Origin of the sequence: Streptomyces flavotricini, from assembly GCF_020639365.1 — a bacterium.
Taxonomy (GTDB): domain Bacteria; phylum Actinomycetota; class Actinomycetes; order Streptomycetales; family Streptomycetaceae; genus Streptomyces; species Streptomyces flavotricini.
This window is the reverse complement of record NZ_JAINUL010000001.1, coordinates 8093911-8119841: the sequence shown is the minus strand read 5'-3', so window position 1 is coordinate 8119841 and position 25931 is coordinate 8093911. Positions and strand designations below refer to the sequence as shown.

Genomic DNA, 25931 nt, shown 5'->3' with positions numbered 1-25931 from the left:
GGTTTTGGACAACCCCGCCCGGGGTCTCGACAAGACGGCTCGGGAGCCGGCCGTTCGGCGCCGTATGTCACCGCCCCGTCCGCCGCGAGCTCGGCGAGCTCCGCGGCGACTCGGTCGGCCCGCGGCCCGTTCCCACCGACGCCCACCGCTGCGACCTCTGCGCCTGGCGGCGCCGGTACGTGCGGCCCAGGTGGTGCTGGAGGCGTACGTGGCGGAACTGGTACACCGCGCCCGCCTGGCGCAGCACCCCGCGCCGGTAGGCGTCGTCCAGGAACGCGGCCGTGTCCCACGGCAGTTTGCCCGTCGTCGGCAGCCACAGCCGGGCCCGCACCACCCAGCGCCCCCACGCGGTGAAGGACAGCGCGTACGACAGCCCGCCCCCGAGGCCGACGACGGCCCCCACGTAGAGCCCGTCCCACGCCTCCCAGTTCAGGTCCCCGAGGAAGCCGTCCAGCAGAGCCACGATCAGTCCGCCGCCGAACGCGACCGAGAGCGCGAGCAGCGGTACGAGCGCCACGAGCTGTCGGCGGACGGTGGCCCGGTTGGCGGCGAGCAGGCTGATCGGGTCCGCCGCGGAGGCCACGTCCAGCGGCGCCTCGAACGCCGCCAGCAGGCCGAAGACCAGCCCCGTCCCCGCACCGAAGATCAGCCCGAAGACGAGCATGTTCACGGCCACTCCCTCCAGCACCGCGAGGTTCAGCACCACGGCCCCGTACGCCAGTTCCCGCTCGACCGCCAGGGCGCAGGCGCAGCCCACTCCCATCACGAACCCGCCCGCCATGACCGCGCCGAACCGCGCCGTGAACAGCCGCAGCGGTGCGCGCGCCGGCGCCCGCACGCCCGGACCCCGCGCCGCGGCGCCCCGTGCGGGATCCGGTCCCCGACCGCCGCCCGGCAGGCGCGGGCGCAGGCGCAGGCGCACGTGGGTGGGCTCGAAGGTCCCGCCGCCCCGGGCGATCATGACCCCGTACACCGCCGCGAACGCGAGCCCCGCCGCGGGGCCCATCAGCGCGCCCTCCACCAGGGTCCGCCACGCGGGGAGCCGGCCGATCAGGAGGCCGATCACCCAGGTGCTGAGGGCGGCGCAGAGGGTGGCGGTCAGCGCCACGCTCCACACGCGCTGCCGGCGCGGCAGGAAGTCGCCGATCTCCCACCAGGCGAGGTCCTGCCGTTCCCGGTCGGGGTGCGCCAGGTGGTGCGCGAGGTAGCCGAGCCACTGCTCCGCCCGGTCCGGATCCCAGTCCCGGGCGGGCTCCGGCTCCGGGGTGCGGCGCCGGTAGACCGCCGGGACGAAGCCGGCGAGCAGGTGCTCCTCGATGGAGCTCTCGTCGGGGAACGTCTCCGCGTCCAGCAGTTCGGCCGGGTCGGCCCCGGTGCGTTCGCTGTAGAGGGTCCGGGCCAGGGTGGTCATCAGGGGGGTGCGCAGGGCCCCGGTCAGGGGCTCCGCTGAGTCACCGTCGCCGTTGCCTTCGCCCACTTCGGACCGCTCGCGCAGCCGTTCCGTCACCGCGTCCCACACGCCGCGGCCGTGCCCGTCCTGGCCGCCGTTCCGCCGGGCGGTCCGCGGCAGGTAGGCGGCGACGTCGTCGACGGTGAGGTCCGCGAGCTCGATGACGGTGGCCCAGACCAGCGGCGTGCCGGCCGCGTCCACCGCCTCGGCGAACTCCTCGCGCCGGCTGGTCAGGAGGAGCGGCGAGGAGAACTCGTTGAGCCGCTCCAGGGCCCTGCCCCGCAGCCCCTCCGCCATCTCGTCGAAGCCGTCCAGAACCGGCAGGACGAGATCGGCCTCGATCAGGGCGCCGGCCAACGAGGTGCCCGCCACGCGGACCGCCAGGTGCGGGTGGTCCCGTACGAGCCGTTCGGTCATCCACGCGCGCAGGGTCCTGGCCGTCGGGTCCCACGAGCCGATGCTGAAGATCACGGGTACGCGGTCCAGAGCGGTGCGGGTCTCCAGGAAGTCCTGCACGAACCGGATCGTGAGCACGGACTTGCCCGAGCCCGCCCGGCCGAGGACCACGAGGCGCCCGGAGTGCCTGCGCCGGTAGAAGTCGGCCACCGTGGGCAGGTCGCCGCCCAGGTCGGCGGGGTCGGGCGCCGCGGCACCCGGGGGGAGGCGTTCGACGTTGGCCTCGTGATCGCTGAGGGCGGGGTCGGTGCGCCGCCACCGCACCGGCAGGGGGAAGGGGTCGTGGACCCGGCGCCGTTCCTCCTCCAGCCGCCAGCGGCGCCGGATCTCCAGCGCCACGTCACGGGCCGCGGACAGCACCTCGTCCCGGACCAGGACCCCGGAAGGGGCCGCGGGGGAACGCAGCCGACCGGGATGCGGCTCGCCCGGCTCATCCGCCCTGCCTGCCCCATCCGCCCTGCCTGCCCCATCCGCCCCGCCCGGCTCTCCCGCCGCCCCGTCCGGGAAGGCCTGGACGCCGCGCCCGCTCGCGAGCAGTTCGGCCAGCTCCCTGCGGTCCTCGGGCCCGGCCGCCAGTGCCTCCTGCAGCTTCTCCAGCGAGAGCAGTGTCGGGTTCGGGGCCCTGCCGCTCTCCAGCCGCCGGATCGTGCTCTCGCTCACCCCCGACTCCGCGGCCAACTGCTCCTGCGTCAGCCCCGACCGCTGCCGCATGAGCTTCAACAACGAGGCCAGTCGCGCGAGTCGATCGGACGTCACGTGGCGATCCCTCCCCTCCCGGGGCCGGAGGACCGGCCCGGACCGCAGGCGAGCGTAGCGGGCGTCGACCGGTCATACGTGACCGGTGCCGTGACCTGTACCCCGGCCTGCGCGGACACCACGCTCGGAGCAGGAGGGGTCCTCCGGCGGCCACCCGCCCCACCACCACCGGCCGTCTTCCGCAGACCCGAGGAGAAGAGTGATGACCTACCGGTTCTGGTGCGGCGAATGCGGATTCAAGACCCCCTGGGGCCCCGAGTCCGAGGCCGAACGCGGGCACATGGACCACTACGCCACCCGGCACCCCGGCCTGCGCCTGGGCGGCCAGGTGGAGACCGCCGCCAAGGCCCCCGCCGGGGAAGGCACGAGCTGTGCGGGCTGCGCGACGGTGGCCGTCCTCGGCCTCCTTCTACTGATCATCGTGTCCGCCTGCGGGCGCTGACCGAAGCGGAGGCGGCCATGCCCGGCATCGCAGTACGGCGTCTCGACGCCGAAGACCCCCGACGCCTCGGCGACTACCGCCTGCTGTGGCGGCTCGCCTCCGGAGGCATGGGCCGGATCTATCTGGCGCGCCCGGCGGCGGGGGGCCCGCTCGTCGCGGTCAAGACCCTGCTCGCCGAGGGCCCCGTGGGTCGCCTCGAGCGGGAGCGGTTCGCGCGGGAGGTGGACCTGGCCCGGCGCGTCGACGCCGCGTACACCGCCCGCGTCCTCGACGCCGACCCCGGCGCCCCGCGGCCCTGGATGGCCATCCAGTACGTACCCGCCCCGTCCCTCGCCGATCTCGTACGCGAGCAGGGGCCGCTGGCCGCCTGGGCCGTGCCGTCCGTCGCCGCGGGAGTGGCACAGGCGCTGATGTCCCTGCACGGCAGGGGAGTCGTCCACCGCGACGTCAAGCCGCAGAACACCCTGCTGCCGCTGACCGGCCCGCTCCTGATCGACTTCGGCATCTCGCACGCCGTGGACCGCACCCGTACCTCGCTCACCCTGGGCACCGTCGCCTTCACCTCTCCGGAGCAGGCGCGCGGGGAGGCGTCGACCGCCGCTTCGGACGTCTTCTCCCTGGGGGCGACCCTCTTCCACCTCGCCGTGGGGCGCCCGCCGTACCGGGAGGTGGAGTCCTCGATGGTGCTGCTGGCCCATGTCCAGGGCGGGAAGCTGGATTTGACGGGCCTGCCCACGAGCCTGGCCCCGTTGATCGAGCCGTGCCTGGCCTTCGACCCGCGCCGGCGACCCGATCTCGCCACCGTCCTGGCGACCGCCGTTTCCGCGCCCCGGCGCGGGCGGCGCTGGCTGCCGGTGGAGTGGACGGCGACGATCACGGCGTACGAGGCCCACGGGCGCGCCCTCGACGCGGGCCGCGCCGCGACCGGCTCCGCGGCGGGGGGAGCTGTTGCCGGGGACGCGCCGCCGCGGATGCCCGTACTCACCGACCCCGGGGAGGCGGCCGTCCGCCAGCAGAGGCAGCGTCGGGCCGAGGAGGCCCGCCGCCGCCGGGAAGCGGAGCTGCGCAGGCTGGCCCGGAACGCCGGCGCGGGAGGCGCAGGAGGCGCTGGAGGCGCGGGAGGGAGCAGCGGCGCGGCCGGCTGGGGCGTCGCCGCCGTGTTCCTGGCCATCGCCCTGCTCGTCTGGCAGCCGTGGACGGTCTTGCAAGGGACGTCCGCCGACGCGCGGAGCACCCCTACCGCGGCCGTCACGCACGGCTCCACACCCACGGAACCGCGCCTTCCGTCCGAGCGGCCCGCGCCGACGCGCACCCCCACGCCCACTCCGTCGCAGGAGGCGAAGACGGACTCGAGCGCGAGCGACCCGGTCCGCCCCACCCCCACCCCCAGCCCCACCCCCACCCCCACTCCCACCCGTGACCGAACGGAGGAGGCCTTCCTGTCCGTCCGGCAGGGTTCCTGCCTGCCGCTCTACGCCACCGGGTACCCGGACAAATGGAACGTGGACGTCCCACCCGATCCCGTCCGCTGCGACACCGACCAGGCGCACGTCCAGGTCAGCTCCGTCACCAACGGGGACTGCCCCGGCGGCAACGGCCGGACGTACTGGCGCTACAAGACCACCAACCTGTGCCTGACGCGCATCTTCCACGTCGGCTACTGCGTCCTGGGGAAGGGGCGGAGCAACAGCGTCGAGCTCGGCACGTTCACCCTCGTGGACTGCAAGGCCACCCGCATCCCGGTGGAGTACGACTACGTCCTGCACATCACCGGCGTCTACCGCGCCCCGGCCAACGCGAGCAGCGCGAACTGCCGGCGCAGCCAGAACGACTCCACCGACTACCGCGCCTGGCTGGTGATCGACGACTCGGTACTGCTGTGCACGATGTTCTACCGCAACGCCTGACACACGGCCCGGCCTGATCCGGAAGGCACGGCCTAGACCTCGGGGAGGGAAGGATCGGGCTGCCAGGACGACGGCGCGGTGATGGACCACCGTTCGTGGTCGCGCCAGGCCCCGTCGATGTAGAGATAGGCGGGGGACAGGCCTTCGTAGCCGAAGCCCAGCCGCCGTGCCAAGCCCGACGACGCCTCGTTGCCCGGCTGGATGTTCGCCTCCAGCCGGTGGAGCCGCAGCTCGTCGAAGGCGTACCGCAGGGCGAGGGTGAGCCCCTCGGCCATGTACCCGCGCCCCGCGGACGGGGCGAAGGCCGCGTAGCCGAGGGACGCGCCCTGGTAGCGCCCCCGGATGACCGAGTTGATGTTGACCATGCCGGCGGCCGCACCCGTCCCCCGTACGCGGATCAGGAAGCCCAGGTTGGTGCCGTCGCCGAAGCGGCGCATCCAGCCCCGGAAATCCTCCGTGGTGGAGGGCAGTTGCATCCACGGGTGGTGCAGCTCGGCGCTGGCCCTCACGAGCGAGCAGAACTCGTCCTGGTCGGCGAGGGTGAGCGGGCACAGCTCAACGCGTGCCGGCGCATGGGACGTGGGCCGATGCTGGAAGCTCATCCGAACAGCAGATCACACGAGTAAGGACGTCCCGGCCGTGCCGGACGGAAGGGCCGGGGTCCCGCGGTACCGCACTCGCGCCTCCTGGTCTGTCGTGGGACTCGTGCAGGTGGGAGATGGCGCGGCCGCGGCGCGGTCCCGCGACTTTGCCAGGCCTTTGCCGAAGTCGTGCCGGTCCGGACAGTGCCGGGGCGTCCGGTTGCTCACAGGCCTTGGGAACGTGCACACTTGCGCGAATTCCGGCCGGGCGCAGCGTCGCACCCCACTGCCCACCTGCCTGGCATTCGCCGTGCCGGCCATCTGCAAGTCAACGGGAGCAAGGTTGAGCACATCGGGAACTGTCCGCCGACAGGACCTCCACGACCTCAGCGACGCACAGCTCTGCGCGCTGCTCCGCGAGCGCGACTCGGCGCCCGATGCCGATCTCAGCGACGTGATGGGCGAGGTGTTCGCCCGTCACCACGACGCCGTACTCGCCTACGCCCGCACCTGCTGCCGCGACCTGGCCACCGCCGGTGACCTCGCGGCCGAGGCCTTCGCGCGCACCTACCGGGCGGTGGCCTGGGGAGCCGGCCCCGAGTACGTCTGGCGTCCGTACCTGCTGACCTGCGTGCGCCGGGTGGCAGCCGAATGGGCACGCCGCGGTGCCCGCACGCGGCTGTCGGAAGACTTCGACACGTGGGCCGCGGGCCTGGCCGGCGATCAGGACGTCGAAGGGGCCGCCCTGTTGGCGGAGGAGGGCTCGCTGGTCCTGCGGGCGTACCGGTCGCTTCCGGAGCGCTGGCAGGCCGTGCTGTGGCACGCGGTGGTCGAGGACGAGCCCGCGGGCGAGACCGCCCGGCGCCTCGGGATTTCGGCGGGCGGCGTCGGTTCGCTGGCGGCCCGCGCCCGCGAAGGACTGCGCGAGGCGTACCTGCGCGCCCACCTGGACCAGAGCGTGAGCGACGAGTGCCGGCACTACGGCGGCATGCTCGCCGCCGCTCTGCGCCGACCGGGCAAGCGCGTCACCCGCGACCTGGGACGGCATCTTCGGGCGTGCGACGGCTGCGGGCGGGCCGAGCGTGATCTGCGAGCCGTCAACGACCGGTTGGGCGCGCTGCTGCCCGCCGGGGTCCTGCTCTGGCACCCCGCCTCCGCCGCGCTGTCCGCCGGTGTGCACGGCGCCCACCACCTCGCGGCGGCCAAGTTGGTGGGGCTGAAGGCGGCCGCGGCGCGGTTCGGCGCGGCGAAGTGGACCGCGGCGGCGGCCGTCGCGGGTACGACGCTCACCGCGTTCGTCCTGCTGCCGGCCGAGGACCGGTCCGAGCGGGCCGCCCCGGCGCCGGCTCCCGCGCCCACGGTCGCGAGCCCGAACGCGGACCCGTACCTGCTGCCGTCCCTGACGGACTCGGCGCCGCCGATCGTGTCCATCGGCGCCCCGATGTCGGGCGTCGCCGTCGCCGCCTCGTCCCCCGTCACGCCCACGCCGTCCTCCGCGCGGCCCTCGCCCGCTCCCACCCCCGCCCCCGCCGGCCTGCCGTTGGTCAACGCCGCCTCGGGGCTGTGCGTCGGCCTCGCCGGCGGCGGTTCCGAGGGGCGGTTGGAGCTCCAGCCGTGCACCGGCGATCCGTCCCAGGGCTGGCAGCGCCTGCCGGCCGGCCAGGGCACGTACCAGTTCCGGAACACGGGCACCGGTACGTGTCTCGACGGAACCACCGCCGGCGGGAACGTCGTCGACGTCACCCTCCGCGCCTGCCGCTCGGGCGACGACCGCGAGACGCAGCTCTGGAGGTCCGATCCGGTCGGCCGCTCCGGCGCCTTCCGGCTCTGGTTCGTGCCTCGGGTCCCGAAGAGCGACTACGCCGACCACCTGCTGGGCCCGCGGAACTGGCCGAAGACCGATTCCCCGCGCCGCGGCTCGGACCTGGTACAGCTGCCCAACTACTACAACTCCGTCAATTTCCTCTTCACCCTGGGGTGACCGCGCGCGCGATCCGCCGGCCACGGGCGGTCACCGGCTCCGGCCCCGCCGGCCGCCGCCCTCAGGGCCGGTCGGGTCCGCGGTAGGGCAGCGTCTGGCTGTAGACGACGCTGGTGGTCGTACTGCCGAAGCCGGCCAGCTCGTCCATCAGCGTCTCCAGGTGTTCCATGGAGGTCGCGGCCACCTTCAGGGTGTAGCAGTCGTCGCCGGTGGTGCGCAGGCACTCCAGGATCTCCCGCCGGTCGGCGAGCAGCCGGCGCAGCGGCTGGTGGCGGTTGCCCGGGTACTTCAACCGGACGACGGCGAGCACGGGATAGCCGACCTTGGCCAGGTCGACCACGGCGCGGTAGCCGGTGACGACGCCCGACGCCTCCAGCTGGCGCACCCGTTCCGTGGTGGCCGACGAGCCGAGGTTCACGCGCCGCCCCAACTCGCTGAGGGAGATGCGCGCGTCCCGTTGCAACTCGTCGATGATCGCCCAGTCGATGTCATCAAGATTCCCGGCCATATCGCGACCCTACCGGGAAAGTCGTGGGTGAATGGCGAGTTGACCGGGAGAAGCATCTTTCAGATTTCTTGATCGCCGAGATAGCCTCCGATCATGCAACTTGGCGTGAACGTACCGAACTTCGGGCCCGGAACCACTCCTGGTGTGCTGAGCGAATGGGCGCGGATCGTGGAGGGGCTCGGCTTCGACCTCCTCATGGTGTCGGACCACGTGGCCGTCACCCCGGACGTGGCCGCGCGCTATCCGGCACCCTTCCACGAACCGTTCACCACCCTGTCCTGGCTGGCCGGCATGACCACCAGGGTGCGGCTGGGCACGACCGTTCTCGTGCTGCCCTACCGGCATCCGCTGCTGGTGGCGCGCATGGCCGCCAACCTCAACGCGCTCAGCGGCGGCAGGCTCGTGCTCGGGGTGGGAGTCGGCTGGGCGCGTCAGGAATTCGAAGCGCTCGGCGTGCCGTTCAGCGCGCGCGGCAGACTGACCGACGAGCACCTCGTCGCCCTGCGGGAGGCCTGGAGCGAGGAGGACGACGGGCACACCGCCCCGATTCCCGTCTGGGTCGGCGGCAACAGCGAGGCGGGAATCCGGCGCGCCATCGAGTTCGGCGACGCCTGGCATCCGCTGCGGGGAACCCTCCCCTGGATGCGTTCGGTCGTGACGGACCACTCGCTGCCGGGGTTCGCGCCCCGCATCACCCTGAAGCTGACCACCGCACCGGTCGGCGACCCCGAGCGGCTCGCGGGCACCGGCACCCTCGAGCAGATCCTCGACGATCTCGACCAGCTCGAGCGCCTCGGAGCCGATACCGTCGTGCTGGACCCGTACCACGGAGATCCGCAGGAGACCCGCCGGCCCCACGAGGCCTGGCAGGCGCTCACCGCCGTGGCGACACGCCGGAGGACATCCTCATGATCACCCCTGCCGACGAGGCGTTCCTGCGGCGGGCCGTCGCCATCGCGGCCCGCGCCGTCACCCTGGGCGACGCGCCGTACGGCTCCCTGCTGGCCGGCCCGGACGGAGCGGTCCTCGCCGAGGCCCACAACACGGTGCGGCGTGACGACGACATCACCGCCCACCCGGAACTGAAACTCGCGCGCTGGGCGGCCCGCGAACTCGACCCCGACACGGCCGCACGCACCACTCTGTACACCAGCTGCCAGCCGTGCGGCATGTGCGCCGGCGCCATCGTCCGCTCCGGACTGGGACGCGTGGTCCACGCACTCTCCACGGCGCAACTCGTGGAACTCAACCCTGAGTCGGGCGCATGGCCGACGGTGGCGCAGGACGGCCCGGCCCTGTTCGACGAGGCGCGCGTCCCCGTCGACGCCTACTACGGGCCCTGATCCGAAAGACGCGGCCCGGGCGCCGCTACGCCTCCGGCGGCGTCCAGCAGTCGGGGCCGCCGCCGCGCCAGTCCACCAGCGCGGGGTCCGTGAGGTCGAAGTCCTCGGCGTCCTCCATTCCCGTCGCCGCGAGGAAGACGGCGATGTCGCTGATCCGGTACGCCGTGCCCAGGCTCCGCCCGTCACACCGCACCCGGCGCCACCCGCGGTGGTCGGGCGGCTGGACGACGAGGCGGGGGGCGGGGCCCGGCCCCGGCGCACCGTAGCCCTGGTCGCCTCCCGGGCAGGCGCTCGTCATGCCGCCCTCGCCCAGGCTCGGGCTCTCGCCGCGCGGCGGAGCTCGGCCGCGCCGCCCGCCGCACGGGCGGGGCGCGACCAGTACGGATGGGCGGAGATCGCGCACGAGAGGGCGATCAGCCGGCGGCGGAGCGGGGTCGTACCGGCTGCCGCGGGCCGCCGGGCCAGCTCCCGGTACGTACGGAGCCAGTCGGCCTGGAGGCCGACCAGGTCATCGGGGAAGGAGGTGCACTGCATCCATCAATTCAAGCATGTGTTCGATTTATGGTGCGAGTGGAGCGCCATCGGCCTCCGCCGCACCCGCGGGGGCCGTGGCACGGGATACTGGCCGTATGGCTCAGCTGTCGTCCCCCGTCTCACCGGTGCCCGCGGGCGAGGTCCTGCGCGAGCGCTACACCGGCCGCCTGCCCGACTCCCTCGACGAGCTCGCGGGCCCGACCGGCGGAGTGGTGGAGCTGCCCCTGCACATCGCGTGGTCCGGGCTGCGCGCGTACGACCTGGACCGTCCCCGGCAGCGGATGAGCCTGTACCGCACCGTCCTGGCCGAGGGCCGGCGCGACGACCTGGCCACACTTCTCGACCGCGACCTGCTGACCGGGCAGTGGCCCGTCCTGCGCACCCTGGTCAGCCGCCACATCCGCCAGGTCTGGGAAGACCGCTTCCCCCAGCTCGCGGGCCGGGTGACCTCCGCGGCGTGAACCTCAGCGCCCTGCACCGCAGGCTCCTCGCCGACGTGATCGCCATCGGCACGCCCTACCCCCTCGTGATCACCGGCGGCTACGCCGTGCAGGCCCACGGCCTCGTCGACCGTCTCAGCCAGGACCTCGACGTCGCCACCGAGAACCCCGCCCCCATGGCCGACATCGCCACCGACCTCACCCACGAGCTGGCCAAACGCGGCTGGCAGGTCTCCGTCGTCTCCGTCGACCCACTGTCCGCCCGCCTGATGGTCACCGACCCCGCGGACGGCGCCGAGTGCGAGGTCGACGTCCTCAAGGAGAACCTGTGGAGCGCCCCGGCCCACACCGAGTACGGCCCGGTCCTCGCCCTCGACGACGTCATCGGCACCAAGGTCCGCGCCCTCGCCGACCGCGGCGCCGTCCGCGACCTCATCGACGTCCACGCCGCCTCCCGGATGCGCACCACCGCCGAACTCGAGCGCCTCGGCCGACGCCACGGCCGCGACGAATTCCGCCTCGAAGACCTCCACGACCGCCTCGCCGGCACCGACTGGTACGACGACGAGGAATTCCACGCGTACGGCCTCGACCACGCGGCCATCGCCACCCTCAGACGCTGGGCCCGGTCCTGGACCACCGACCTCGAACAACGCCTCGCCCCCGACGACCGGGGTGACGGGCCCCTCTGACCACCGGGTACGGCTCGCGGCGTCCCCGCTCATGCCGTACATCTGCATCTTCCGCCCGGCCACTGCTCGGCGGCATCATTTCGGGAATTCGGGAGGGGAGTCGGCCATGACGACATGGGGTCTGATCCTGGAGACGACGGTCGGCTCCGGCGAGCGCAAACACACCGAGGCCTACGTGATGGCGCACGTGGAGGGTGAGCGCGAGGCGGCGCTGGCGGAGCTGGAGCAGCGGGCGCGGGCCTACACGCCGGAGCATCCGAGGAGCCCCAGGCGCCGCCGCCTCTTCCGCGCCGGTGAGGGATTCCTGCTGGTCGTCGACGGCTCCTGGCAGTCCCACGCCACCCGCTTCTCCGTGGCCGAACTCCTGGACGACACCGATCGCCCCCCACCGGCGGAGCGGCGCGAGCCCGAACCGGTCGCGGCCGAGGCGCCACCGGCCACCACGCCGCCCGCGCCCCGACTGCCCCCGCCGGTGGAGGTGGCCCGCGACGAGGACGGCGTACCGGTGAAGCCGTCATGGCTGGGACGCACCGACCTGCCCTGAAAGGAGACGCCGGCCGCCGGCCGCCGCCCGCCCGCCGCCGCCCGCCCCCCCCGGCACCGGCACCGGCGACGGGAGACGGCACCAGTACCGCTCAGCCCGGCCGCGACGCGCCCGTACCGCCGAGGAGCCGGTCCACGAGGAGCTCCGGATAGCCGGAGGCCGGCGGGTCGATGCCGAAGATCGCCCGCAGGTAGAGCGGCGCGACGAGCTGGTCGAGGATCTGGTCGAGCGGCGGCGGCACCTCGCCGCGAGTGACGGCGCGCTCGCGGATGCGCTCGATGGCGCCGAGCCGGCGCTGGAACTGCTGCGCGCGCTCCCCCTGAGCCGTGGCACTGCCCGGCATGGACAGGGCGACGGCCCGGATCAGCAGCCGCCCTTCGGCGGTGCGGATGCTCGCGACGCCGGCTTCGGCCCACGCCGTGAGATCGCCGCGCAGGCTTCCGGTGTCGGCCAGCGGCCAGTCCCGTTCGAGGCGGGTGACGACCACGTCGGCCAGGAGCGCCTCCCGGCTGCCCCAACGCCGGTAGACGCTGGTGTGGTTCACCCCGGCGCGCTGCGCGACCGCGGGGATGGTCAGGTCCGCACCCTCGGGGTCGGACAGCAGGTCGATGACGGCCTGGTGGACCGCCGAGCGGACCTGTTCGGGGCTCTTGCGTAGGCGCGGGGCCGGTTCTTTCGAAGTCACCCACACATCGTAAGCACAACTATTTGCTTAATGGCGCCCGGCGGGGCTACAGTCCTGCCGTACGCACAGATCTGTGCTTAAGGAGAGTGTGATGAAGCCGCTGATGTTCCCCGAGAACCCCCAGTTCTGGTACGAGACCCTGCGCTCGATGAGCCACATCGCCTACGGCGGTGCCGACTTCGGCGAGGTCGTCTCCACCGCCGGGCGCATCGAGGAAGGCGACTACGACAGCTGGCACGAGGAGTGGATGGCGACCGCCGACCGCGTGGCCGCCGAAGCCCAGCGGGCCCTGGACGCGGGCCACACGATCAGCGCCCGGGACGGATTCCTGCGCGCCTCCAACTACTACCGGTCGGCGGAGTTCTTCCAGCACGGCCGGCCGTGCGACCCCCGCCACGACCACGCCTACGACCGCAGCGTCTCCTGCTTCCGGGCCGCGGCCGCGCTCCACACCACCCCCCGCATCGAACCGGTCCGCATCCCGTACGAGGACACCACCCTCCCCGGCTACCTCTACCGGGCCGACGACACCGGCGCCCCCCGCCCCACGCTGATCATGCACAGCGGTTTCGACGGCACCGCCGAGGAGCTCCACTTCAGCGGCGCGCTGGCCGCCGTCGAGCGCGGGTACACCGTCCTGACCTTCGACGGCCCGGGACAGCCCGGCCCCCGCCACCACCAGGGCCTGGTCTTCCGCCCGGACTGGGAGAACGTCATCACCCCGGTCGTCGACTTCGCCGAAACCCTCCCCGAGGTCGACGTCAGCCGCATCGCGCTCCTCGGGAGCAGCATGGGCGGCGTACTCGCCCCCCGGGCGGCGGCCTTCGAGCACCGCCTCGCCGCCCTGATCGCCGTCGACGGCGTCTACGACCTGGGCCAGGTATCCACCCGCCACATCCCCGGCGACCGGGAGGAGGCCGAACGGCTCCTGCGCGCGGACTCCGCCCCCGAACTCGACGCGCGCTTCGAGCAGATCACGACCCAGGACGCCACCGCACGCTGGGCGATCAACCACGGCATGTACGTGATGGGCGTCGAAACCCCCCGGGCCTTCAGCGCCTCCTACCTCGACTACACCCTCGCCGGCGGCGTCGCCGAGCGGATCCAGTGCCCCACCCTCGTGTGCGACGCCGAGGAGGACGAGTTCTTCAAGGGGCAGCCAGAGCAGCTCTACGAGCGGCTGACCTGCCCCAAGACCCTGATGCTGTTCACCGCCGAGGAAGGCGCCGGCGCCCACTGCCACCCCGGCGCCATGCGCCTGGCCCTCGCCCGCATCTACGACTGGCTGGACACCACCCTCGCCCCCACCGCCTGACACCCGGCAACACCGCACCCACGCACGCACCCACGCATGCACCCACGCACCCACGCATGCACCCACGCACCCACGCATGCACCCACGCACCCACGCATGCACCCACGCACGCGCACCCAAGGGAGCCATCACCATGACCCGCACCGGAATCGAAGCCGCCCTCAACGACCTGCTCTTCCACCGGGGCGCCCCCCTGGAGGAGGCCGCCGAGCGCCACTTCACCCCCGGGTACCGCCAGCGCACGGACGGCGCATGGGCCGACCGCGCCGAGTTCCTCGACCACATCGGCCACCTGCGCGGCATGGTCGCCGGCGGCACGGTGGAGGTCCACGACGAGCTCTACGACGGGACCAAGTACGCCGACCGGCACACCTGCCACATCACCAAGAACGACGGCACCACCGTCACCATGGAGGTCTACGTCTTCGCCGACCTCGCCCCCGACGGCCGCTTCCACCGCATCGAGGAAACGACCCTGATGCTCAGCGGCTCCGACGCCGACCGCGACCTGGGCAGCGCTCGCTGAGCCGAGCACGGCCCGGGCGGACGGAGGGGCCGTCAGGGCCGGGGCGGTTCGCACTCCCGGGGAAGCGTCACGGTCCCGGGCCGGTGCTCGAAGGTGTCCATGACCAGCCACTCGTCCAGCTCGGGGTCGTAGAGGTTCTGCACACCGAACTGCAGCACCTGCCAGAAGGTGCCCCGGTCGTTCTCGTCGACGTAGATGTCCCCCAGCGCGAGCGGCAGACGCGGGTGGTTCCCGGGAGGCAGCTGTGGGAAGACCACACCCACCCTCCAGTGGTTCACGCGCCGCTCCGGCGTGCGCCGCAAGGTCTCGCGCCCCACGAACCGGGAGCCCTCCAACGCCTGGTTCAGGTCCTCCAGGCTGAAGCCGGGGATGCGTGAGCAGGGATGGTCGTCCAGACCGGGCCATTTGTAGGTCAGGGTGTAGAGGGTGCCGTGGTAGATCAGGTTGGTGAACCAGATCGGGTACTGCGGTCCTCCCGCGACCATCCGGCTCTCACCGTCGCGCCCCTCCCAGGTGAACGGCACGGTGATGCCCAGGTCCCGGACGATCCACTTGCCCTTGCCCCGGAAGTCGCGGGGCAGGCGCGGCGGAAGCGGAGCGGGGGAGGCGTCCGGCCGGGCGGCCACGGTCCCGAACGACGGCGCGGCCCCGCTCCGGGGCTCGGCGCCGGCCTGAGGCGCAGCCGCCAGGACGAGGGCGACCGCCCCGGCCAGAGCGGCCGACGTGGCCGTCCGACATGTACCTCTCCAGCCCATGCTCTTCCTCGACTGCCGCGTCGGGCGCCGCGATGGCGCAGGGAACAATAGAGACAAATGCTCCCACAACACCCCAGGAATCAAAGGCTCCGAAACCAACAACCACGAACCGAGCACCCGTGCCGGCCGACAGGATCCACAGCAGCAACGGCATCTGACGACCCGCAGCCCGACATCCCACACCACGTCACGTCCCGACTCGCGGGGCAATTCGTTCCTGCACGACCGGCTCGCCGACGATTACCCAGGCCACTACCGATACGGCGCAGACGGCGTACCTGGGCGAGTTCCTTCAGCACCCTCTGTCCGACGTCCATCCCTCTAGCTAGTCCCAGCAGGGTATGGGTGAGCCGTCGATCTCTGCTTCGACCAGTATCCCGACTCCGGTTCCGGCCCCGAAGTCGGGCACGGGGAGGTATTTTTCCCCGCTCGGGAAGGTAACCGTCAGTGTCATCGCGCTGCCGTCGCCGCCCTTGCTGAAGCAGAGGCCTTCGACGTCCGCGGGGACGTGCAGCGGGGAGGTGTTCTCCTCGAGCTTCCAGCCATCGGCCGTTGCCGTCCTGGTGTAGTAGCCGAGGATCTCGGTCTTCGATTCCGGGGCCGAGTACAGTCGCTCGGCCGAGAGCCAGGCATCACCGCCGCTGCTGTCGTCGTCGCATGCGGTCTCCACCTCCGTGTGGCCCGCCGGGGGAGTGGCCCGGGGCGGCTTCGCGTCGAGGATCGTCAGGGAAGCCATCTCCTTGAGCCGCGGCTCCGACCCTTCGCACGAGGCGTACGGGTTGATCAGGGAGCAGCCGGCCAGGCCGCCGGCGAGCGCGGTGACGAGTGAGGCCGACAGGAGCAACGCGGTCGAACGGCCGGTCCGGGCAGGCAGGTACACGATGCTCCAGTGGTCTCGCGCGGGGAGGGGGGAAGGGCGGCGGCCCCCGCTGCTGCGCGGAGCATCGCAGCAGCCCGACCTCGGCCATCAGCCGGGTCCGCAGGCGTGCGGGCCGATGCGGGCTGCATTCAGGTGTCGAGCCCCCGCAGCCCCCAGTCGTCGAGGCCGGCGTAGATGGTGGCGGTCCGGCATCGGGGTGCGTGCATGGCTTCGGCTTCGCCGCGGTAGACGGCGACGAGGGAGTCGCCGCCGCGCCACCAGGTGTCTGCCAGGCCCACGACCTCCGGGACGGCCTCGAAGCCGTCGAGTTCGATGCCGTCGACGGCGTCACCCGTCAGTGTCGTGGTCGTACGCGCACACCTGCGGGTACGCGGACGAGGAGGGGCTGGCCTGGGTCAGAGCCCTCGTCGAGGACGTCGTGGGCTCCCGCAGCGCCCGGATCGTCGGCACGACCACGACCACGACCACGACTGCGACCACGACACCGGTCACCGACGCGGACGACTTCCTGGCACGGCCCGGAGGGAGAGGCCTTCCACACCTGCCGGGTTCCATGGCCGGCCTACTGAGACGATCCGGCGGCGGACCCGGGAGCGGGCATCATCGCGTGGTCGGGATCCTGGTACGCGCAGGTCAGGTAGCTGCAGGAGCGGTTGGTCTCGATGCGGGGAAGTTCTGCGGCATGCCCGGATGCTCCGAAAAGGGCCCGGACGGCGCGGGTTCGTGCGACGGGCTTCTCGAGGATCGGGTGCCGGATCTGTCGACGAACCCGACGATGTCGAGGTACCCGATCTCGGGCGGGACGCCATGGATCCCCGTCACCTTCTCGACGATCCCCTCCGTGAAGAAGGCGCGGGCCTTCTCCCCGGCATCCCACACGTAGTAGTTCCTTGCCCGAAAGCCGTCCCCGTCGAGCATGAAGCTCTTGATTGCGTGCGTGAACACCAATTCAAACGGGCAGGCGATGTGGCGGTAGTACGCGCCGAAGGTCATCAGCCTCGAGTCGAGCGCGTCCAGGCCGGCGAAGTGGGCCCGCTTCCACAACCTCGCACTGACCCACCCCACCCGGGGCGACCTCTAGAGCCGGCGGTCCCCGTCGAGGACCGGGGCGTCGACGACGAAGGCGCCGACCCGAGGCTGGGCGACCTGGGCGGGGTCTACCTCTTCGAGTGCCGGACGTGCCCCGGCCGCCCGTACGCAGACCGTTTCGACTGCGCCTGGGCTCGGCTGGCGTTCACAAGTGGGATGCGGCCAGGAGGAGTCAGATCCAACCCCGTTCGCGTGCCAGCAGCGCGGCTTGGAAACGGTTGGTGGCACCCAGCCGCTGGATGAGCGCGGCCACGTGCTTGCGGTAGGTGCGGACGGCGATGCCGAGTTCCCGTGCTCCGATCTCGTCCTTCTCCGCGGTATAGAGAGAGGACAGGATCTGCCGTTGGAAGGCGTTGACGAATCCGGCCTCTGTGGCTTCGCCGTGAGCCGAAGCGGGGAGTTCCTGCGCCGAATTCCACATACGTTCGAAGAGGGAGACGAGGGCGGAGACCAGCCCAGGATCGCGCGTCAGAATCGCGCCCTTGGAGGTGTGGGCGGGGTCGATCGGTGTGAGCGCGGCACACCGGTCGCAGATGATGAGGCGCTCCAGAGGTTCGTACGAAATTCGTATCTCCGCTCCCTGTGAGGCGAGTTCGTACAGGTAGTTCATGGTGGTGGCATCCTCGAGGGCCGGCGCGGCCATGAGCGTCCGCATGTGCACCTTGCGGCGCAGGATGCGGCTGTCCAGCAGTCTCGCGTGGCTGATGCTCTCCGGGCTCAGTATTCCGGTCGGGCTCGTGGTGAGGCTCTCGGTCCGGGTGAAGAAGGTGAGCTCGTCGATGGCTGCTCGTACGGAGGCCATCCCCTCGATGTGCTGGGTGGTCCCGCTGACGTGGGGGGCATGGGCGGCGTGTGCCAGGGACTTGTCGTGCTCGGCGAGCAGTGAATCGACGACCGCGCTGGTGGCGGCCCGCTCCTCTAACTCACCGCGAAGCCGGGCCACCTGGCGTTCCACCAGTCCTTCCACGGCCTTGGCGGGCGAGACTGGTGCCAGCCCGCCGGGGGTCTCGGTGGCCAGCCCCAGCTGCGTCAGGCGGAGGTAGGCGGACTCGGCATCCTGTGCGGTCTCGGTGTCTTCTCTGTCCTGTTCCAGCTGGTCGGCGACTTCCGTACGGCTGAAGCGCCCGCGGCGCAGCAGGAGTCGGTAGGTCTCTTCGTCTTCGGATTCGACTCCCAGGAACCGCAGGTTCGGCTCGGTCACCACTCCTCCTCACTGCTGGGCGCGGGGGTGCCCGGCCGCGTCCCCCGGCGTGAGTCGTGGATAACCCTACATCCGCTGCCCGAACGTGTCGTTCCGATATCCGGACCGAGGCTGTGTCTCCTGCTCCGGGCCTCTCGGCGTATTGGTCCGTGCCCATCGTCCAGCCGTCCTCGTGCAGCAAGTGGCCTCATGGATGTGCAGGAAGCTGAGTTGCGGATCCCTCGATCGCCACCTTGAGCGGCGGCAGAGTTGTCCTCGCAGCGAGCTTGAACCGAGAAAGAAACGATTGGCCACGGGGGCACGAATGGACACCATCGCTCACTCTTTCAAGAATCCGGCCGAGAAGGCGATGCGCCGCGGAGTTCTGTTGCTGCTGGCGACGCTTTCACTCGTTTTCCTCGGCGCCGTTTCGGCCCACGCCGACGATCTCGGCGCCGAGCAGCCCACGCAGCCCGTCGTGGACACCCGCGACGTCCACGACTGGGGCTGAGACCTGGCGGCCCGTGGGGGATCCCGCCGCAGGATGGGGGAATCCACCATGTGCACCACGTACTGGCTGCGCATCAGCAGAGCCGGCGGAGCCGCGCCGGAGACCGCCGCAGTACGGCTGATCGCGGGCCTGCCCGCGCACTGGGGCGCCTCGCTCCTCAGCTGCACCCGCGGCTCCGCGACGCTCGCCCTGACCCCGCCCGCCGAGACCTCCCCCGAGGAGGTCTCGGACGTGGTGGACGCCGTGCTGGCCACCCCGGCACTGCGCGGTTGGGTTGGCCGGCTGCTGGCGGCCCATGAGCAGCAACACCTTGGGGAAAAATGGAAGCCGTAACAGGTGAAAAGAGCCTCATACTCGGGTGTGCATCCACTGGCGCCAAATTCACGCCCGGCAACCATCGGGCGACTGGAGACGTACTCCTCGACCAGATCAGCACCGGCAGCACCATCAAGAATTCGCCGCTTGCCCTGATCGCTGAAGCGGAGGCCCTCTATGGTATGGGGTGCCGTTACTACCACTACCATGCGAGGAATCCGGAAACGCACGAGCAGTCCACGAGCAACGAGATCTATCAGCAGATAAGCCGCCCGCTGCAGCGCCGCTGCAAGGAAATGCTGATCAGCTTCGGCGCGAGCCGGAACGGTCCCGAGGTTCGGGAAAGCATTCAGAGATTCGGCGAGTGGGAGCGCATCAGTCAGAGCAGCATTCCGCTCCACCTCGGGGGCGCGCACTTCGTGACCGTTCAGGCCGCCGTCGAACTGCAGCTGATGTGCGAGGTGGAGCGCCGGTACGGAGACCTGAGCCTGGACTTCGTCGACAGTGAGCGGTTCGCGAAGATCGTGGCTGACTACGAGCCGTCAGACCGCCTGACGACGACCAGTCTGGAAACGTACTCCACGAGCAACGGGGCGGACTACGGACGGACTTCGCCCCTGATTCAGTTCGAGGTCTACCGGAGCGCGATTCAGGCCCGGAAGCGGCTCGGCCTCTTCCACGAAGTCGAGTGGGTTCAGTTTCCCCGAAGCTACGCGATGAGCCGGTACGCGGTCGAGCACCCCGGCATACGGCTGGGCGGCAGCGGCCAGCTGAACATCACCCTGCTGTTCGGATTCTCGCCGCGCCTTCCCTTCCCGAAGAGTTACGCCGAGTTCAAGCGGGTCGTGGACACCGCGCGGAAGCTGGAGTACGACCTCGCCGCGCCAGGGGTGAAGAAGCGCCACGTGACCATCACGGTGGGCGCCGCCGTACTGCCGGAGCAGGCCGGCCGGCACGTCGCGCGACTGGACGTGGGCGCACGGCGTGGCCGGGCGGCGTGCGCCCTGCGCCGACTTGCCACGTATGCAGCCCAGCCGGACAGCGGGGTGGACGTGCTGCGGTTCGGCATGGAGGACACGCCGTACGCCGTCACCGTGCGGGATGAACGCGACGGGGAGCTTCGGCTGGCCGACAACTGCGGCCTCGCCGAGATCGTCCTGGGCGAGATGGCCGCGAACGGAGCGCGGGTCGAGACCGACCACGACGTGATCTTCGACCGCATGGGCCTCAACTGGGTCAAGCGCAGTCTCCTCTTCGAGCAGCGCCAGCGGCCGCTCGGCCGGCACGCGGACCCTCAGGACGACAGGGCCCTGCAGTCGATCTGATGGCTCATCCGTCCCGTCGACGCATGTCGACCCTCATCTGGAGGACAGAACGATTCGCATGTTCCAAGGGGTTTGCTTCGACCTCTTCTCGACACTCGTGCACAGGTCCCCGGGCAATCCCTTCTTCCGCGACGTCGGACAAGAGCTCGGCCTGGACCTGAAGGCCTGGAAGCCGGAGTACGACAAGCTGCACGACGAGACGATGGCGGGGATCGTTCCGGGGATCGTGGAGCGGATATCGCTGGCCGCCAAGGCCACTGGCGTTCACTGCTCCCCGGACGCGGTGCGTGCCGCCGTCACGCGTCACTTCCCCGGCATGGCGGCGAGCTTCGAGGTCGATGATCAGGCGGTCGCGTTGTTGAGCGGGCTGCGCGAGCGGGGGCTTGCACTTGCCCTGGTCTCGAACGCCTCCGACCACGCCGAATGGATTTTCGACCACCTCCGGCTCCGGGAGTACTTCGACATCACCGTTTTCTCCCACCGGGTCAAGACCCTCAAGCCGCACCCGGGAATCTACCTCCACGCCACCGATCAGCTTGGTGTCTCGGCCGAGTCCTGCGCTTTCGTCGGCGACGGCCAGCATCACGAGCTGGCAGGGGCCCGGGGCGTGGGGATGGCGACCATCCTCCTCGACCGTGGGCTTGCGCACACCGAATCGGCCCGCGCCGAGGCGGACGTCGTGCTCGACGGCCTCGCCGGGGTGCCCCGCGCGCTCGAGGAACTCGGCGCGGCCCGCGCGTAGATCCGAAAACGTCCCCTCCAGAAAGGAAGAACCCACCGTCATGACCGTCAATCAGCTGCGTCTCATCGAAGGTTGCTTCGTCACCGACTCCTCCGGGTGCCACCGGTACGACTTCTGGAACGAGCAGTTCCTTTTCGACGGGAGCCCCTACACCGGCTGGGGTTCGGCGAGCCGCAACGCTTCCCAGCCCGAGTTCCTGGACATCGATCTCGGCGATGTGCACGTCCCGCTGAAGATCCGCCTGCAGCGGCGTCCGGTCCCTGTGATCAAGACGGGGTTCCCCGTCGGACTGCGCGTCATCGTCTACCCCGAGCAGGGCGGCGAGAAGACGGTGCTGGACACCGAGAACATCCACGTCGAGGCCGGCGAATGGTTCGAAGGCGACCTCGAGCCGGTGGCGACCCGGCGCATCCGGGTGGAAACCGCCGGGGTGGCCATCCGCCCCAGCGGCAAGTACTTCACCCAGATCATGCAGATGCAGTTCCTCGAAGCGTAGCCGGGCGGGCTCGTCCGGGATTCGCCGTCACAACGACACAAGTCTTCGAGAAGGGAAAACACCATGGTGGTTCGCGCCGTTTCCGTGCCGACGGAGCCTGTTTCCGACCCCGTGCCGCGCAAGCTCGGCCTGTGGGCGAGCGAGCGGATGCAGGCCTCCGCCTGGCGGCTCAGCCCGGGGCAGGACATCTCGGCCCGTATGCACCCGCAGGCCGACGGAATGTTCCTGATACTCCAGGGCGAGGGCGAGTTCCAGGCCTTCGACAAGCAGGAGCCCGAGGCGGCCGGGGCCTACGTGCCCTCCGCGCACTACCCCCTCGACGCACCGCCGAAGCGGCCGCTGCCCGAGCCCAGCCGGTCCGCGGTCAAGCCCGGCATGGTCTGCGTGGCACCGGCAGGTCTCTTCTACGGGCTGGTCAATACCGGCGAGGAGCAGTTGGTGGCCGTCGCGGTGACCGCGTCGGACACCAGCGGCACGGCCTGGACGGTCCGCTGACATGACGGCCACGCACGAGAGCCCGGCCTTCCTCGGCCCCACCCACGCAAGTCCGGTGCAGGAGGGGGGCGAGGGCGACGCATGGGTGGTCGAGACACTGAGGCGCCATGAGCCGGCCACCATGCACACCCAGCACCCGGTGGTGTGGGACCGTGCCGCCGGCAGCCGCGTCTACAACCGCGAGGGCCGCTCCTGGCTGGACTGGACGAGCGGAATCCTCACCGCGAATGCCGGGCACGCCCGCGCCGAGGTGGTCGACGCGATCACCGAGCAGGCCCGCCAAGGGCTGTTGCACGCCTACATGTTCCCCACCCGGGTACGGGCTCGTACGGTCCGCGCCCTGTCGGAACTGACGGGCTTTCCCCAGTCGGTCCTGTACACCACGGGGGCCGAGGCGGTCGAAGGAGCTCTGAAGATCTCCAGCCGGCACGCGATGGCCCGCCGGCCGCGATCGGCCGCCGCCCGCCCGTCCGTCGTCGTCAGCTTCGAGGGCGCCTTCCACGGGCGCACCCTGGGCGCTCAGCTCTCCGGGGGCCTGCCCGCACAGCGCGACTGGGCACCGGAACTCGACGAGGTGTTCGTACGCGTCCCCTATCCGGGGCGCGGCGAGGGATGGAACACGGAGGTCATCGAGGACGCCCTGCGCAAGGCCGGTGCCGGTCCCGAGGACGTTGCCTGTGTGGTGGGCGAGATCTACCAGGGGTCCACCTTGCGGCAGATCGATCCCGAGGCCGCGCGAGCCCTGCGCGAGTGGTGCACGCGCCACGGCGCCCTGCTGATCTTCGATGAGATCCAGTCCGGCTTCGGCCGCACCGGTGCGCTCTTCGCCTACGAGCACATCGGGGTCCGGCCCGACCTCCTGCTGGTGGCCAAGGGCCTGTCCGGCTCGCTGCCGATCTCGGCGGTTCTCATCGGCGACGAGCGCTTCGCGGCGAACGTCCGTCCCGGAGAGCTGACCAGCACGCACAGTGGCAACCCGATCTCGCTCGCCGCCGCAGAGGCGAACCTCGCCCTCTACGCCGACGGTCGCATCGTCGCCGAGGCTGCCCGGCGCGGGCGTCAGCTCGCCGAGGGGCTGGCGGACTGGGCTGCCCGCCTTCCGGCCCGCCGCCGGATCATCGGGACGATGGGTCTGATCGCCGGTGTCGCCTGCACCAGTGAGGACGGTGCGCTCGATCCGGGCGCCTCCCAGCGGCTGGCCGCGGAGTGCATCGAGCGCGGTCTGCTCGTCTGCGTACCGTCCACCCTCGGCGGCGCCATGCTCAAGATCATGCCGCCGGTCACCACCTCCGAGGACGAACTCGCAGAGTCGCTCGCGCTGTTCAACGCAGCCGCCGATGCCGCCCAGTGCAGCTGACGCCGCGACCGGTCCACTGATTTCCCGATCCCCTGATTCCACGCCGATTCGACGACGAAAGGGATGTGCATTCCCGTGGGTGCAGCCGCACAGCAGCCGGCTTTCATCATCTTCAGCGACCTCTCCAAGATCGGCCCGTCCCTGACCGAACTGCGGGCGCGCGGCCTCGCCGTCCTCGCCGTCTCCCAGCGGCAGGGGTCCGCCATGGTGCAGAAGGGCATCGAGCTGCTCGGAACGCCGGGCCACCCGTTCGCCGATCTCGACGAGGTCAGCCTGCGCGACGCCACGGACATCAGCGGCATCGCCGACCAGGCCTCACGCTGGGCCCGGCAATACGACGTACGCGGCGTGCTCGTCAATGCCGAGGTCTACGTGGACGCCGGCCAGGTCGTCTCCGACATGCTCGGCCTGCCGAATCCGGGCTGGCGGGCCTCGACGGTATGCCGCAACAAGCTCCTCCAGCGCCGCTACCTGGACCAGTGGAGCCCCACCTCCGTCCTGGTCACCACGCCCGCGGAAGGCATCGCGGACCGCGCCCAGGCAGTCCTGCTCGCCGCGGAGTACGACGGCCCGTTCCCCGTGGCGATCAAGCCGCTCGACCGGGAGTCCAGCATCGGGGTGCGCGTGGTGGAGGACCGTGAGGCGCTGATCGACGCCGTCGCCGACCTGAAGGCCGGCAACCGCCTGCTGGTCGAGGAGAGGGTCACCGGGCGCGAGTACAACGTCGACACCCTGGTCAGCGACGGCAAACCGATCGTCACCCTGCTCACCCAGAAGGGCACCAACGAGGACTCGACCGAGTTCTTCGTCGAGCTCATCCACACCACCCCGCCCGCCAACCTCGACGAGCGCGAGACGGCTCTGATCACCGAGGCCCAGCTCGGTGTGGTGGAGAGGCTTGAGTTCGAGAACGGCTACGCGCACGCGGAGTACCGCATCACCGACGACGGCCGGGTGGTGCTGATGGAGATCGCGGCGCGTGCGCCGGGAGACGGATGCCTCCACCTGTACCACCTGTCCACCGGGAGCCCCATCGAGCCCGTTCTCATCGACATCGCCATGGGCCGGCCGACCCAGTACCCGGCGCATTTCCGGCGCCGCGCACGCCAGGTCTACTTCGAGCACACGCCGGGCACGCTTCGCGACGTCAAGGCCGAGGGACTGGAAGGGATCACGCCGCGCTGGCTGGCGGACACCACCGGCATCTGGCCGGAGCTGGCGGCGGTCGACGAGCACGCCCCGGCCACGGTGCACGAGCTGTTCGTGATCAAGCCGCGCGGCTTCCGGCTGGAGCGCCTCACCGAGTCCTCGAACCGGGCCGTCACGGCGATCTTCGACGTACCGGCCGACGGCGACATCGACGCCGAGGAAGCGCGGGTACGCCGAGCCGTCACGATCGAGACCGAGCCGGCCGCAGGCTGACCGCGCAGGCCCGGACCGGCTCGTGGGACCGGTGCCCGAGGTACCGGTCCCACGGGACACAGAGGAGGTCCAGCATGACATCTGCCCCCGAGCAGCACCACGAGGGGTGGAGGCGGCTGATCGACGCCGCCGAACTCACGAGATTCACCACCGAGGCATTGCGCGCCGCGGGTGCACGCCACGACGACGCAGTCGTCACGGCGGAGGTACTCGTCGCCGCGGACCTGGGCGGAGTGGACAGCCACGGGGTCGCCCGGCTGCGCCGCTACGTCGAGGGGCTGCACGGCGGTGACATCAACCGGAACGCCGTGCCGGAGATCATCTCCGACAAGGGCAGCGTATGCGTCCTGGACGCACACAACGGCCTGGGACAGCCGGCCCTGCGCACGGCCGTCGACCTCGCCGTCGACCGGGCGAGCCGGATCGGCACCTCGGCGGTGATGGTCCGGCGTTCCAACCACATGGGCATCGCCGGATGGTTCGCCGAACGGGCAGCCCGGGCCGGGATGCTCGCGATGGTCTCCACCAACGCGGTGCCCCAAGTGGCCCCGATGGGCACCAACGAGCCCATGTTCGGCACCAACCCCTTCTGCTACGCCGTACCCACCGCCCGGGGCACCCTCTGCTTCGACGGTGCGACCAGCACCGTCTCCCGCGGCAAGCTGGAGCAGCTGGACCGCCTCGGCAAGCCGATGCCCACCGGCTGGGCCCTGGGACCGGACGGCCGGCCCACCACCGACATCCCCGAGACCGTCCAAGGCCTCATCCACCGCAAGGGGTACGCGCTGCTGCCGCTGGGCGGCGGGGACAAGGACCACGGTGGCCACAAGGGGTCGGCCCTGGCCCTCTTCATCGAGCTGCTCTGCGGACCGCTGGCCGGCGCGCAGTGGAGCCGCCACACCTATCAGGGCGGCGAAGGAGGCCTCGGCCACTTCGTGTTCTGCATCGGCCTCGACGCACTCGGCGATCCGGAAGTCATCCGTGCCGGCGTCGACCGGCTGGCCCAGGAAGTCCGCGACGGCACACCGGCCGATCCGCAGGACCGGGTCCGCCTTCCGGGAGACCGGCGCGGGGCGCTCACCGCGGCGCGCCAGGCGCACGGAATCCCCGTCCTGGAATCCGTCGTGGCCGATCTCGACGACATCGCAGCGTTCGTCGGCATCGCCCCCGTCCGCGCCCTGACGTACGAGACCTGACGGCTCCC

Annotated in this window: 31 protein-coding genes; 19 read left to right on the top strand and 12 right to left on the bottom strand. The window is 71.3% G+C overall.

Annotation, left to right across the window (positions count from 1 at the left end):
- Positions 1–67 precede the first annotated feature (67 nt).
- Positions 68–2662, bottom strand: coding sequence for a helix-turn-helix domain-containing protein (locus K7B10_RS37195; RefSeq protein WP_229343640.1), 2595 nt, complete (start codon positions 2660–2662; stop codon positions 68–70).
- A gap of 202 nt (positions 2663–2864) precedes the next feature.
- Between K7B10_RS37195 and K7B10_RS37190 the strand changes: the two genes are divergently transcribed.
- Both K7B10_RS37190 and K7B10_RS37185 read left to right on the top strand, forming a co-directional pair.
- Positions 2865–3104: a hypothetical protein gene (locus tag K7B10_RS37190; RefSeq protein WP_229343638.1), complete on the top strand. Its 240-nt coding sequence runs from the start codon at positions 2865–2867 to the stop codon at positions 3102–3104.
- A gap of 17 nt (positions 3105–3121) precedes the next feature.
- On the top strand, positions 3122–5011 hold the full coding sequence (locus K7B10_RS37185) for a serine/threonine-protein kinase (protein WP_229343635.1): 1890 nt from the start codon (positions 3122–3124) through the stop codon (positions 5009–5011).
- 32 nt (positions 5012–5043) lie between these two features.
- On the opposite strand, the gene K7B10_RS37180 is transcribed toward K7B10_RS37185, so the two are convergent.
- Positions 5044–5613 carry a GNAT family N-acetyltransferase gene (locus tag K7B10_RS37180; RefSeq protein WP_229343633.1) on the bottom strand — a complete coding sequence of 190 codons (570 nt, stop codon included), beginning with the start codon at positions 5611–5613 and terminating at the stop codon, positions 5044–5046.
- Between the two features lie 322 nt (positions 5614–5935).
- Here K7B10_RS37180 and K7B10_RS37175 point away from each other — a divergent pair, with 322 nt between their 5' ends.
- The gene (locus K7B10_RS37175; RefSeq protein ID WP_229343631.1) at positions 5936–7573 is read left to right on the top strand and encodes a sigma-70 family RNA polymerase sigma factor; all 1638 of its coding nucleotides are present in this window, start codon (positions 5936–5938) and stop codon (positions 7571–7573) included.
- Between the two features lie 61 nt (positions 7574–7634).
- On the opposite strand, the gene K7B10_RS37170 is transcribed toward K7B10_RS37175, so the two are convergent.
- Entirely contained in the window at positions 7635–8081 is a 447-nt protein-coding gene (locus K7B10_RS37170; RefSeq protein ID WP_030873151.1) for an Lrp/AsnC family transcriptional regulator, read from the bottom strand.
- A gap of 93 nt (positions 8082–8174) precedes the next feature.
- Between K7B10_RS37170 and K7B10_RS37165 the strand changes: the two genes are divergently transcribed.
- Both K7B10_RS37165 and K7B10_RS37160 read left to right on the top strand, forming a co-directional pair.
- On the top strand, positions 8175–8993 hold the full coding sequence (locus K7B10_RS37165) for an LLM class flavin-dependent oxidoreductase (RefSeq protein ID WP_229343629.1): 819 nt from the start codon (positions 8175–8177) through the stop codon (positions 8991–8993).
- Entirely contained in the window at positions 8990–9424 is a 435-nt protein-coding gene (locus tag K7B10_RS37160) for a nucleoside deaminase (protein WP_229343627.1), read from the top strand. The genes K7B10_RS37165 and K7B10_RS37160 overlap by 4 nt, the downstream gene beginning before the upstream one ends.
- Positions 9425–9449: 25 nt before the next feature.
- On the opposite strand, the gene K7B10_RS37155 is transcribed toward K7B10_RS37160, so the two are convergent.
- Together K7B10_RS37155 and K7B10_RS37150 are read right to left on the bottom strand one after the other, a co-directional pair.
- Positions 9450–9722, bottom strand: a complete 273-nt coding sequence (locus K7B10_RS37155) for a hypothetical protein (RefSeq protein ID WP_229343625.1) — start codon at positions 9720–9722, stop codon at positions 9450–9452.
- The gene (locus K7B10_RS37150) at positions 9719–9958 is read right to left on the bottom strand and encodes a DUF8825 domain-containing protein (RefSeq protein ID WP_229343623.1); all 240 of its coding nucleotides are present in this window, start codon (positions 9956–9958) and stop codon (positions 9719–9721) included. Before K7B10_RS37150 ends, K7B10_RS37155 begins: the two co-directional genes overlap by 4 nt.
- 95 nt (positions 9959–10053) lie before the next feature.
- On the opposite strand from K7B10_RS37150, the gene K7B10_RS37145 reads away from it, so the two are divergent.
- The 3 genes from K7B10_RS37145 (at position 10054) to K7B10_RS37135 (ending at position 11634) form a co-directional block, all read left to right on the top strand.
- On the top strand, positions 10054–10419 hold the full coding sequence (locus K7B10_RS37145) for a hypothetical protein (RefSeq protein ID WP_229343621.1): 366 nt from the start codon (positions 10054–10056) through the stop codon (positions 10417–10419).
- Positions 10416–11090 (top strand): nucleotidyl transferase AbiEii/AbiGii toxin family protein, encoded by a 675-nt coding sequence (locus K7B10_RS37140; protein ID WP_229343618.1) that lies wholly within the window; start codon positions 10416–10418, stop codon positions 11088–11090. Before K7B10_RS37145 ends, K7B10_RS37140 begins: the two co-directional genes overlap by 4 nt.
- A 106-nt stretch (positions 11091–11196) precedes the next feature.
- A complete protein-coding gene (locus K7B10_RS37135) occupies positions 11197–11634 on the top strand; it encodes a hypothetical protein (RefSeq protein ID WP_229343616.1) in 438 nt (145 codons plus the stop codon).
- A 91-nt stretch (positions 11635–11725) separates the two neighbouring features.
- Here the strand turns inward: K7B10_RS37135 and K7B10_RS37130 are convergent, their stop codons facing one another.
- Entirely contained in the window at positions 11726–12319 is a 594-nt protein-coding gene (locus tag K7B10_RS37130) for a TetR/AcrR family transcriptional regulator (protein WP_229343614.1), read from the bottom strand.
- A 91-nt stretch (positions 12320–12410) separates the two neighbouring features.
- Here K7B10_RS37130 and K7B10_RS37125 point away from each other — a divergent pair, with 91 nt between their 5' ends.
- Together K7B10_RS37125 and K7B10_RS37120 are read left to right on the top strand one after the other, a co-directional pair.
- Positions 12411–13634 (top strand): alpha/beta hydrolase family protein, encoded by a 1224-nt coding sequence (locus K7B10_RS37125; protein WP_229343612.1) that lies wholly within the window; start codon positions 12411–12413, stop codon positions 13632–13634.
- Positions 13635–13767: 133 nt separating this feature from the next.
- A complete protein-coding gene (locus K7B10_RS37120) occupies positions 13768–14160 on the top strand; it encodes a nuclear transport factor 2 family protein (protein ID WP_229343610.1) in 393 nt (130 codons plus the stop codon).
- Positions 14161–14192: 32 nt separating this feature from the next.
- On the opposite strand, the gene K7B10_RS37115 is transcribed toward K7B10_RS37120, so the two are convergent.
- The 6 genes from K7B10_RS37115 to K7B10_RS37090 all read right to left on the bottom strand — a co-directional run bounded on the left by K7B10_RS37115 (position 14193) and on the right by K7B10_RS37090 (position 18085).
- Positions 14193–14915, bottom strand: a complete 723-nt coding sequence (locus tag K7B10_RS37115) for a hypothetical protein (protein WP_229343607.1) — start codon at positions 14913–14915, stop codon at positions 14193–14195.
- Positions 14916–15240: 325 nt separating this feature from the next.
- On the bottom strand, positions 15241–15795 hold the full coding sequence (locus K7B10_RS37110; RefSeq protein ID WP_229343605.1) for a hypothetical protein: 555 nt from the start codon (positions 15793–15795) through the stop codon (positions 15241–15243).
- A 128-nt stretch (positions 15796–15923) separates the two neighbouring features.
- Positions 15924–16073, bottom strand: a complete 150-nt coding sequence (locus tag K7B10_RS41415; RefSeq protein WP_308284668.1) for a hypothetical protein — start codon at positions 16071–16073, stop codon at positions 15924–15926.
- A 49-nt stretch (positions 16074–16122) separates the two neighbouring features.
- Positions 16123–16287, bottom strand: a complete 165-nt coding sequence (locus tag K7B10_RS37100; RefSeq protein ID WP_229343603.1) for a hypothetical protein — start codon at positions 16285–16287, stop codon at positions 16123–16125.
- Between the two features lie 141 nt (positions 16288–16428).
- Positions 16429–16788 carry a hypothetical protein gene (locus tag K7B10_RS37095; RefSeq protein WP_229343601.1) on the bottom strand — a complete coding sequence of 120 codons (360 nt, stop codon included), beginning with the start codon at positions 16786–16788 and terminating at the stop codon, positions 16429–16431.
- Between the two features lie 268 nt (positions 16789–17056).
- The gene (locus K7B10_RS37090) at positions 17057–18085 is read right to left on the bottom strand and encodes a helix-turn-helix transcriptional regulator (protein ID WP_229343599.1); all 1029 of its coding nucleotides are present in this window, start codon (positions 18083–18085) and stop codon (positions 17057–17059) included.
- Positions 18086–18389: 304 nt separating this feature from the next.
- Between K7B10_RS37090 and K7B10_RS37085 the strand changes: the two genes are divergently transcribed.
- The 9 genes from K7B10_RS37085 to K7B10_RS37045 all read left to right on the top strand — a co-directional run bounded on the left by K7B10_RS37085 (position 18390) and on the right by K7B10_RS37045 (position 25923).
- Positions 18390–18575: a hypothetical protein gene (locus K7B10_RS37085; RefSeq protein WP_229343596.1), complete on the top strand. Its 186-nt coding sequence runs from the start codon at positions 18390–18392 to the stop codon at positions 18573–18575.
- A gap of 33 nt (positions 18576–18608) precedes the next feature.
- On the top strand, positions 18609–18908 hold the full coding sequence (locus tag K7B10_RS37080) for a hypothetical protein (RefSeq protein WP_229343594.1): 300 nt from the start codon (positions 18609–18611) through the stop codon (positions 18906–18908).
- Positions 18896–20215, top strand: a complete 1320-nt coding sequence (locus tag K7B10_RS37075; RefSeq protein ID WP_229343591.1) for a 3-keto-5-aminohexanoate cleavage protein — start codon at positions 18896–18898, stop codon at positions 20213–20215. Before K7B10_RS37080 ends, K7B10_RS37075 begins: the two co-directional genes overlap by 13 nt.
- A gap of 58 nt (positions 20216–20273) precedes the next feature.
- Complete coding sequence (locus K7B10_RS37070) at positions 20274–20957, top strand: HAD family hydrolase (RefSeq protein WP_229343590.1); 684 nt, start codon at positions 20274–20276, stop codon at positions 20955–20957.
- 40 nt (positions 20958–20997) lie between these two features.
- The gene (locus K7B10_RS37065) at positions 20998–21453 is read left to right on the top strand and encodes a discoidin/SUN/FTP domain-containing protein (protein WP_229343588.1); all 456 of its coding nucleotides are present in this window, start codon (positions 20998–21000) and stop codon (positions 21451–21453) included.
- 63 nt (positions 21454–21516) lie between these two features.
- Positions 21517–21948, top strand: a complete 432-nt coding sequence (locus tag K7B10_RS37060) for a cupin domain-containing protein (RefSeq protein ID WP_229343586.1) — start codon at positions 21517–21519, stop codon at positions 21946–21948.
- Position 21949: 1 nt separating this feature from the next.
- A complete protein-coding gene (locus K7B10_RS37055) occupies positions 21950–23305 on the top strand; it encodes an aspartate aminotransferase family protein (RefSeq protein WP_229343584.1) in 1356 nt (451 codons plus the stop codon).
- A 75-nt stretch (positions 23306–23380) separates the two neighbouring features.
- Positions 23381–24727: an ATP-grasp domain-containing protein gene (locus K7B10_RS37050; RefSeq protein ID WP_229343581.1), complete on the top strand. Its 1347-nt coding sequence runs from the start codon at positions 23381–23383 to the stop codon at positions 24725–24727.
- A gap of 74 nt (positions 24728–24801) precedes the next feature.
- A complete protein-coding gene (locus K7B10_RS37045; RefSeq protein WP_229343578.1) occupies positions 24802–25923 on the top strand; it encodes an Ldh family oxidoreductase in 1122 nt (373 codons plus the stop codon).
- Positions 25924–25931: the final 8 nt, after the last annotated feature.